Annotated in this window: 6 protein-coding genes and 1 pseudogene; 5 read left to right on the forward strand and 2 right to left on the reverse strand. The window is 65.8% G+C overall.

Features of this window, described 5'->3' with window-relative positions; all coding sequences use genetic code 11:
* The 5 genes and pseudogenes from ACTS2Z_RS10240 to ACTS2Z_RS10260 form a co-directional block, all read left to right on the forward strand.
* Positions 1-1730: pseudogene (locus tag ACTS2Z_RS10240) on the forward strand (hypothetical protein); the annotation flags it as partial.
* Between the two features lie 206 nt (positions 1731-1936).
* On the forward strand, positions 1937-5125 hold the full coding sequence (locus ACTS2Z_RS10245) for a peptidoglycan-binding protein (protein WP_442573114.1): 3189 nt from the start codon (positions 1937-1939) through the stop codon (positions 5123-5125).
* Between the two features lie 9 nt (positions 5126-5134).
* Positions 5135-6076, forward strand: a complete 942-nt coding sequence (locus tag ACTS2Z_RS10250) for a sulfite exporter TauE/SafE family protein (RefSeq protein WP_442573115.1) — start codon at positions 5135-5137, stop codon at positions 6074-6076.
* Positions 6073-6894, forward strand: a complete 822-nt coding sequence (locus ACTS2Z_RS10255) for a TIGR02186 family protein (RefSeq protein WP_442573116.1) — start codon at positions 6073-6075, stop codon at positions 6892-6894. Before ACTS2Z_RS10250 ends, ACTS2Z_RS10255 begins: the two co-directional genes overlap by 4 nt.
* Before the next feature lie 12 nt (positions 6895-6906).
* Positions 6907-7389, forward strand: coding sequence for a DUF3429 domain-containing protein (locus ACTS2Z_RS10260; protein ID WP_442573117.1), 483 nt, complete (start codon positions 6907-6909; stop codon positions 7387-7389).
* 12 nt (positions 7390-7401) lie between these two features.
* On the opposite strand, the gene pdeM is transcribed toward ACTS2Z_RS10260, so the two are convergent.
* Positions 7402-8103 carry a ligase-associated DNA damage response endonuclease PdeM gene (gene pdeM / locus ACTS2Z_RS10265; RefSeq protein WP_442573118.1) on the reverse strand — a complete coding sequence of 234 codons (702 nt, stop codon included), beginning with the start codon at positions 8101-8103 and terminating at the stop codon, positions 7402-7404.
* Positions 8104-8139: 36 nt separating this feature from the next.
* The gene (locus ACTS2Z_RS10270) at positions 8140-8778 is read right to left on the reverse strand and encodes a CatB-related O-acetyltransferase (protein WP_442573119.1); all 639 of its coding nucleotides are present in this window, start codon (positions 8776-8778) and stop codon (positions 8140-8142) included.
* Positions 8779-9025: the final 247 nt, after the last annotated feature.

The raw sequence follows: 9025 nt of genomic DNA on the forward strand, positions 1-9025 counted from the left end.
TGAGTCCGGAACCGGCTGAACCTGAGCCGGACCCTGCGCCGGTTCCGCTGCGCGAACCTGCCGAGGACGTCGAGGCAGAGGCCACCGACGAACCTGTCGCGCCGCAGGCCGATCGTTTACCCGAAGCGGCGCGCCCGCAAGCGCTGCGGCTCGAACCGGAGGACGATGAGGCTGAGGCGCCGGTCGTTACCGCGCCGGAGAGGGAAAATGCGGCAGTCCCCAGGCCTGCCCCGCAGCCCGTCCGCTCCGCAGACGCCGGCCCTGCCCCGCGCACGATGGGTCCGCATGTCAGTTTCGCCCATTACGAGGGCTTGCGCGGTGCGCGCTGGGGCGAAGGCATCCGGCTCGACTGGCAGGTTGCCGTCACGGACCTTGGCGAGACCGGCGCAGCGCCTGCCGACAGCGTGGCGCCGGAGGGGGCTGCGCAATCCACCCGAACCTTCATTGCCGGGAATGGTTGGGCTGGTGAAACCAGTGACACGAGCGTCTCGCTCTATGATTTCACCGCACGGCGCGCGCTCCAGCTCGACCGGGAAGCCGGCAGCTACACCAACACCTCCCTCTATGCCGGAGTGCGCCGCAATATCGACATCTATGTCGCGCTATCGCGGGGCGGGCAGGCAGAAGATATCGCCTTTGGCGCCTCGGGCAGTTTCCACCGTTTCTGGCTGGAATCCGCCATGAGCGTCGCAGCCGCACCGGCCGGCCTGACGCGTACATCGCGCGATGCGCAAGCCGGTGATGGCCCTCTGTCCGGCGGGCGGGTGACAAGCTGGTATCGCGGGTCTGATGGCCAGGCCGTTGCCAGCGTCTGGACCGGCTGTGAGGGCGTGACGCCAGGCGCGGCGCAACACCGCAGCCTCATCACCGCCTTTGCCCATCGCCTTGCCCTGCACCCCGACATCATCGCAGCGTTACGCGATGGCGAACCGGTGTGCGCCCTCTCCTTCACCGTCATCAGCCCGGAAAGCCCGCAAGGGCGCACCGAGCTGTGGCAACTGGCGGACAGCGCCCCGTTCTCCGTTGAAGAGCTGGGCTTTGCCGAGGCGGAATTGAGCTTCGGCCAGTCGGCACTGGTCGATGCCCGCGCACGACAGGCCATGCTGGATGCAATCGGCGGTTCGGCTGACAGCCCGCCCTCCCCGCCGGAATTCATGGTCGAGATCCAGGCGCTCCAGCGGCAGGGCGACCTTGCCGGCGCGATGCTGACCCTTGTGCAGGAAACCGCTCATTTCGGGCTTTGCCCGTCAGAGACTGTCGGGTCGGAGCGCCTCGCCTGCGCAGGCGCTGCGGCGCTGGCCGAAGCCGGTACCGGCAATGCCGGGTTTGACGCTGTCTCAGAAGCCGTGGAAGCGGCAGCGGAAGGCTCCCACCGTCTCGCGGTTGAACGCCTGCTGCCCTATCTGGAGCGGCGCGATTATGCCGGCTCGGCGGCGCGCACCATTGTTGCGCGCCAGCTGGTGGAATGGGGCGAGGAAGGCCTCGATGCCCATCCGGGCCTCGATCCGGCGGCGCTCCTCTCCGAAGCGCTGGTCATCGACCCGTATGCGGTCAACATCTACTGGTATCTCGCCTTGCGGTATCTGGCTGGCGGCGCACCAGAGGAGGCCTGGCTGTTCCTTGACAGTGCGAGGGCCCTGCCCGCGCGGGTGCCTACCGAGACGCTGCAACAGGTCAACGGGCTTGAAAGCCGGCTGCAGCAACTGGCGCCTGCCCTTTTCCCGGGATGATGCAGCGCATGGGTCCGAATTTAAGGAAACTTTACGCGCCGTTAACCGCATCGCTGGCTCTTGTTAACCGTTAAGGTCGGGGGTGCAGCGGCCCTTGCGTAACCGGAAGCTGTGGAAATACCACATATTGGGGTCAGCCTTCCGGTTTACACAATATTAACCGCTCGACTACCCTTCACCGATCGGGTCGGGAGCGTGTGAGTCGGATGACATCCGGAACACCTTGGAGCGTTAAGGGAATCGACCCGCGGGCGCGGGCGATAGCCAAAACGGCTGCGCGCCGTGAAGGCATGACGCTGGGTGAATGGCTGAACCGTGTCATCCTCGAAGACGGCCCGCTTTCCAGCGACTGGTCTGAACGTCTTGGCGCCTATCCCGGCTTCTCCCAGTCACCGGCTGGCGAAGATGGCGGCGGGGGCGATGACGATCTTCACGAGATGATTGCCCGCCTCGGCGCCCGCATCGAGGCTGCAGAATCCCGCGCACAACTCGCCATCTCCGGTGTCGACCAGTCGGTGAACGGCCTTGCCCGCCGCCTTGAACGCATCGAGGACGGGCTGGAAGAGGACGAGGAGACGACCCAGTCGGCGCTGGCCCGTATCCGGTCCGGCCAGGACGAGGTCATGGAGCGTCTGCGCAAGCTGGAGCGCAGTGGCGGAAGCGCCGACAGCGCACCGGTGCGCGCGGTCGAAGCGGCGCTCGGCAAGGTGGCGGCACGCCTTTACGAGACCGAGCGCGATTTCCGCGCAGAGATTGACGGGCTTCTCGACCGGGAAGAGCGCCGCAAGGACGGATCGGAAAAATCGATCCGCACGCTGGCCGAGCGGATCGAGGAAGCAGAACGGCGCAGCCGCGCCGAGGAACAATCGCTGCGCGATCTGGTCGAGCAGCGCCATCGCGACATGTCGAAAGCCCTTGAGGGCGTTCACGACAATTCGCGCGTTGTGCAGCGGCGCCTCGTCGAAGCGGAAAGCGCCACACACAAGGCCGCAGAGGCCCTTGCCCGCTCGCACGAAAGGCTGGAAGCGCGCCTGGCCCAGCTGGAACAGGGCAGCGGCACGGCCCTGTCGCAGGAACAGTTCCAGAAGCGCTTTGACCGGCTGGCGATGGAACTGGCCGAGGTGATCCGCGACACACGGCGCGAGTTTGCCAGCCAGATCGACACGCTTTCCCGCTCTGGCGGGGCAGGATCGGGACGGCTGGAGCAGGCCCTGCAGGCGACCGAAGCCCGCCTGTCAGCCGCGGAGACGCGCCAGGCCGATACGCTTGCCCGGATCAGCCAGGAGGTCTCCCGTCTCGCCCGTGCGATCGACCGCCGCTTCACCGACAACGAGACCCGGCTGGAGGCGCGCCTGCGCGAAGACGAGCAGCGCCGCAGCCAGATCCGCAACCAGGCCGATATCGAATCGCGTCTTGACGCCGTGCGTCAGGAAAGCAGTCATGCTGTCAGGCAGATTGGCGAACAGGTCGCAAAGCTGGGCGAAGCCCTCGCCGACCGGGTTAGCCATGCCGAGGAACGCTCTGCACGGGCATTGGAGGCGGCAGGCGAGCGCATGGCGCGGGTGGTCGAGACCCTGGATGCTAACGGGCGGGCGCGCTCCGAGGACGACGTGCTGCGCGAGCGTATTGCCGCGTCCGAAGAACTTACCGCCAAACGCATTGCAGAGGCGATGGAAGGCGTGCATGCGCGCCTTGATGCGGCCCGCACCGAAACGGCTGATGCCCTCTCGCCTGTCCAGCGCGCGATGACGGCGCTGGCCGAACGGCTGGAAACCATCGAGCAGAACGCCCTGCATGAACCACCACGCCGCAGGCCCTCTGCCGCTTCAAGGCCCGCCGTCGATACCACCAGTGAACCGGCTGCAACCGACAGCTTCTCGGCGCCCCTGCAACCGCCGCCCCGACAGCATGATGCGGCGTTGCATGGCGAATTTGCCATCAGTGGCGAGGACAGTTTCGTCGTCGCGGTCGATGACCCGCTGAGTGCGGCTCCCGCTCCGCAGGTGGCACCGGCCTATTCTGACGAGATCGCCGATAGCTGGGAAGAAGCGCCCCGGCCCGCTCCCATGCCGCAACCGGCGCCGCGCACCCGCGCCTCGCAGGTTCTGGGCGCTACCGCCGATTCAGAGTTTCTGGCCGCAGCCCGCCGCAAGGTGCGCGTTGGCGGTTCAGACCCGGCCCGCTTCGACTATGCGGCGCAGCAAGCGCCAAAAAAGGAGGGCCCGCGTGGCCGCTGGCTGCTCGCGAGCGTCAGCCTGCTTGGCTTCCTGGCACTTGGTGCAGCCGCCGCCTTCATCCTGATGGACGGGTTCAGCCGCCCGGCCCAGACCGCCGAAAACGATATCTCGCCCGAAGCGCTGTCGAGCCTCTTTGCCGATGTGCGCACCGATGCCGTGCCTGCGGAAACGCCTGTCATCGAAGAACCTTCTGCCGTCGCCGGCGAGACAGCGGCAACAGAAGACGCAACGGCAGAAGCACTGGACGCGCCTGTTCCGGTCGAGACCGCGCAAGCCCGCCCCGTCGAAACGTCTCCGGCTGAGTCCGCCCCCGTGGAGGTAACGCCAGCCGCCGCGATGAGCACTATTCCCGACACGCCGCTGACACTTGAAGCTGCCGCGACTTCCGGCGATCCGGTGGCACGCTACCAGCTTGCCCTGCAACGGGTGGAAGCCGGTGACATGCAAGGCGCGACGACGCTGATGCGGCGCGCTGCCGAACAGGGCATTCCCGATGCGCAGTTCCGCTATGGCCGGATGCTGGAGCGCGGTGAGGGCGTGACAGCCGATCCGGAGGCGGGGCGCCAATGGATCGTCCGTGCCGCCGAGAACGGGCATTTGCGCGCCATGTACGAAGCAGGCGTCGCCTTCGTGAACCTCTCGCCCACGCCTGAAAACCAGCAAGCCGCCGCGCGCTGGTTTGAACAGGCCGCCCTGCACGGCATGGGCGACAGCCAGTTCAATCTCGGCCTGTTGTTCGAGGAAGGTTTCGGCGTGCCGCAAAGCGCCGCTGATGCCTATGCCTGGTTCCTGATTGCCGCTGCAGGCGGCGATAGCGCTGCCGGAGAACGCGCCGCCAATCTGCGCCGTGAACTGTCTGCCGAGCAGCGCGCTGCGGCGGAAGATGCCGCCAGCCGTTTTGCAGCCCGTCCGCTGGACCCGCAGGCACAAGGCCGCTATCCCGCACAAGCCTGGGATCAAGGTACCAGCACCCGGCTTATCGCGCGGGCACAGGAACTGCTGCTCGCCATGGGTTATGATACCGGCCCGGCTGACGGGGCCTATGGCCCGCGTACCCGAGAGGCAGTGGTGGCATACCAGCGCGCACAAGGACTGGAAGCGAGCGGAGCGGTCGATACCGCCCTGGTCTCCCGGCTCGAGCGCGGTCCGTCCCGGTAGGGCGGGGCGATGGATATCTATCTTCCCATCGCGGAAGTCTCGGTAAATCTCTTTCTCATTCTGGGTCTTGGTCTGGGCGTCGGCTTCCTGTCGGGCATGTTTGGTGTCGGCGGCGGTTTCCTGATGACGCCGATCCTGATCTTCATCGGCATTCCCCCGCCTGTGGCCGTGGCCACCCAGACCAACCAGATCGTGGCGTCCTCTGCCTCCGGCGCGATTGCCCATTTCCGGCGCAAGAGCCTCGATCTCAAAATGGGGCTCTATCTTCTGGCTGGCGGCGTGGTCGGCTCTGCCGGCGGGGTGTGGCTGTTCTCCTATCTGCAGGCCGCAGGCCAGATCAATCTCGTAATCTCGCTGTGTTATGTCGGGTTTCTGGGCGTTATTGGCGGGCTGATGTTCGTGGAGAGCGTCGGCGCACTCTGGCGGCGCTACCGTCAGGGCAAGACCGGCGTCACGCCGCGCCCGCGCCGCCGCAAAAGAGGGCTTATAGATGCCCTGCCCTTCAAGGTCCGCTTTCCCGTTTCCGGTCTCTATATCAGCCTCATCCCCGTCATCGGCATTGGCGCGATGGTCGGCCTACTGGCCGCGCTGATGGGCGTGGGCGGCGGCTTCGTCATGGTGCCCGCCATGATCTACATCCTGCGCATGCCGACTTCGGTCGTGATCGGCACCTCGCTCTTCCAGATCCTGTTCGTGACAGCGCTGACGACCTTCCTGCAGGCAAGCCAGAACCAGACCGTCGATCTGGTACTCGCGGGCCTGCTGATCGTGGGCGGTGTGATCGGCGCCCAGTTCGGCGCGCGCGTCGGCCAACGAATCCGCGCAGAGGAGTTGCGCGCGGCACTGGCGCTGATGGTGCTGAGCGTCTGCCTCAAGCTCGCCTTTGATCTGGTGTCTGATCCGGCGGACATGTTCGAGCTGATGGAAACCACCGGACGGGCTGCATCATGATCCGCGCCCTGCCCGCCTTGATCGCCATGCTGGCCCTGGCCATGCCGGCCGGAGCGGTTTCGCTCGCGCCCGAAGACGAGATCCAGCCGGTCGGCATCGTGGCGGCACTGACCCAGGAAGTGGTGGAGATACGCTCGAACTTCACCGGCGCGGACTTCCTCGTCTATGGCGCGGTGACGGGCCTTGCCGAAGGCGATGACATCGTGGTTGTGGTGCGTGGCCCGCAGGAGGATCTGCGTGTGATGCGCAAGATCCGCACGCTCGGCATCTGGATCAACCGCGCACCCATCGCGTTCGAGGACATCTATGGCTATTACGCCGTTGCCTCGACGCGGGCCCTTAGCCAGTTTGCCACCTTCTCCTCGCTGCGGCGTGAAGGCATCGGCATGGAGCATATCCGGCTCTCAGCGCCTGCCCATGAGCGTGAGGAAACCCGCTTTGGCGTTGGCGGTGTGGTCGTGACCGAGCTGGGCGCAGAGATCGTGGACTATCGCCGCGCGGTGGTGCGCAACCGGGCGCGCGACGGGCTCTATGTGGAATCGCCCGGCGGCGTGGAGATACTCGATGGCGGGCTTTTCCGCGCCGATGTCCGGCTGCCGCCGGTAACACCGGTTGGCGAATATCAGCTGGACATCTATCTCTTCCGCGACGGCGTGCCGATTGCCAGCCGCCGGACCAGCCTTGAGGTGCGAAAGGCTGGCTTTGAGCAGGCGCTCTACGATTTTGCACATGAGCGCGCGCCTCTCTATGGCATGATTGCCGTCATCATCGCGCTCATTGCAGGCTGGGGCGCCGCCGAAATCTTCCGCCGCCGCTAGGGGACATGACCCATGCTCAGACAACTCAGTGAAGCCCCTGGCACAGCGCTCATGCTCGGCTTTGGCGGGCTGGTGCCGTTCTTTGCAGGCGCGTTCGGCATAGCGCTGGGAGGGCAGGCATCGATTCAGGCGGCCAATTTCCTGCCCATCTATGCCGCCGTGATCCTGTCCTTCCTGGCGGGCGGGCGCTGGACGGCGGAGATCGTGCTGCGCGCCGATGCACCGCGCCCCGGCGTCCTGCTGCTGGCAGTACTCCTGTCGCTGTCAGGCTGGCTGGCGGTGCTGATGCAGGTATGGAACCGGCCCGGCCTGCCCTTCGATACCGAGCTTGCAGGCTGGGGCATTCTGATCGCCGGCTTTGTCATCCAGTATCTGTGGGATCGCGGCGCGGTACGCGGCGGCACCTTCCCGCGCTGGTACCTGCCCTTGCGCCTCATCCTGACGCTGGGCGCGGTGATCAGCCTCGGCGCAGCGCTGGCTATCCGGGCGCTTTAGGCGCGTCGCCGATCAGTCTGCCAGCAAGCTGCGCCCCGGCACGCGGTAGACGCGGTCGCGCCCCAGCATCCAGGCATCGGGAGTGCGGGCAAAACACGCCGCATAGGCCATGTCACGGACGTTGAGCCCGCCCGTATAGGCGCCAAAGGCCGGCAGAATCAGGCGATTGCCATCGCTGGCAAAGGCGCGCCGCCGCACCGAACGCCCCTTGCTGCGCACCCGTGCACACGGATGCAGATGGCCGGCGATTTCGCCGGGCGCTGCACCGGCCGCCGGTTCATGGCGCAATATCAGGCCATCAAGTTCCCACTCCGGCGCCCGCGTCCCGCTGCACGCCGAAGGCGGCTCGGGATCGTGATTGCCGGCAATCCAGACCCAGCGCTGCACAAAACCGATCAGATCGGTCAGGAAGGCGGCGTCCCTGCCATGCATGCGCGAACCTGCGCCCATATCGTGGAAGCTGTCACCAAGCGCAATGACCGTGCGCGGCCGCAGGCGGGCCATCGCCTCGGCGAGGCGAGTCAGCGTTGCGCGGGTATCGTAAGGGGGCAGCATGACCCCCTTCGCCGCAAAAGCAGACCCCTTCTCCAGATGCAGGTCGGCGACGATCAGCGTGGCACTGCGTTCCTCGAACGCTACGCCCGATACATCGGCCAGCAGCGGCACGCCGTTGACGTCTATGTGGTGGAGCGGAGGCAGCGCTGTCTGAAGCATGATGGGCCACAGACAAGCGCGTTCCCCATCCGTTCGTCAACGTGCCTCTTGCAGGGCGGAAAGGTCTCCCGCTCTCAAGGCGTTGATATGGCGCGAAACTTTCTCCACCGGCCAGTTCCACCAGCCGATACGCAGAAGCGCTGCAATCGTGGTTCCATCAAAGCGCTTCTTCCGCAACTCGGCCGGATTGCCGGCAACGATTCCATAATCAGGAACATCGCGCGTGACGACAGAGTGGGCGGCAATGATCGCCCCGTTGCCAATGCGCACGCCCGGCATGATGACGGCGTTGCGGCCAATCCAGACATCGTGGCCGACAATCGTGTCGCCGCGATAGCCACTGTCGAGGCTCGCCGCATCAAACCCCTTCTCCCAGCCGCCGCCGAATATCTGGAACGGATAGGTGGAGATTCCATCGAGGGCGTGATTGGCCCCGTTCATGATGAACGTGACGCCGGTCGCCAGCGCGCAGAAACGCCCGATCATCAGCCGGTCTCCGGTGAAATCGTAATGGTAGAGGACATTGCGATCCTGAAACGCCTCCGGCGTGTCGGGATCGTCGTAATAGGTGTATTCGCCCACTTCGATATTGGGCCGGGTGATGACCGGCTTCAGAAAGCAGACGCGTGGGAATCCCGCCATGGGATGCGGGTTCATCGGATCAGGACCATGCATGGAGTCTTTGCCTTTCACGCCCGCGCACCAAGGGCGGGGCGATCTCTCGTGTCGTCAGTAGCGGAGAGGGCGCAGGGCGCGCCGGAAAGGTGCTAGTTCATAATGATGACAGTCTGCCGCTTCAGGCAGTGCCCGGTCAAGGCCTGACGGCCTCTTCGATAAGGCTTTCCGAGGCCGCTTCGAGAATCGCCTCGCTCGCCTCGCCATAGACCGGCTCCCGGCCAATCTCCAGCATGACCGGGACGGC

Origin of the sequence: Glycocaulis sp., assembly GCF_052168375.1 — a bacterium.
Taxonomy (GTDB): Bacteria; Pseudomonadota; Alphaproteobacteria; order Caulobacterales; family Maricaulaceae; genus Glycocaulis.

Coding starts and splice junctions, on each gene's coding strand:
- ACTS2Z_RS10245 (WP_442573114.1), top strand. CDS start 1,937: ATGACATCCGGAACACCTTGGAGCGTTAAGGGAATCGACCCGCGGGCG.
- ACTS2Z_RS10250 (WP_442573115.1), top strand. CDS start 5,135: ATGGATATCTATCTTCCCATCGCGGAAGTCTCGGTAAATCTCTTTCTC.
- ACTS2Z_RS10255 (WP_442573116.1), top strand. CDS start 6,073: ATGATCCGCGCCCTGCCCGCCTTGATCGCCATGCTGGCCCTGGCCATG.
- ACTS2Z_RS10260 (WP_442573117.1), top strand. CDS start 6,907: ATGCTCAGACAACTCAGTGAAGCCCCTGGCACAGCGCTCATGCTCGGC.
- pdeM (WP_442573118.1), bottom strand. CDS start 8,103: ATGCTTCAGACAGCGCTGCCTCCGCTCCACCACATAGACGTCAACGGC.
- ACTS2Z_RS10270 (WP_442573119.1), bottom strand. CDS start 8,778: ATGCATGGTCCTGATCCGATGAACCCGCATCCCATGGCGGGATTCCCA.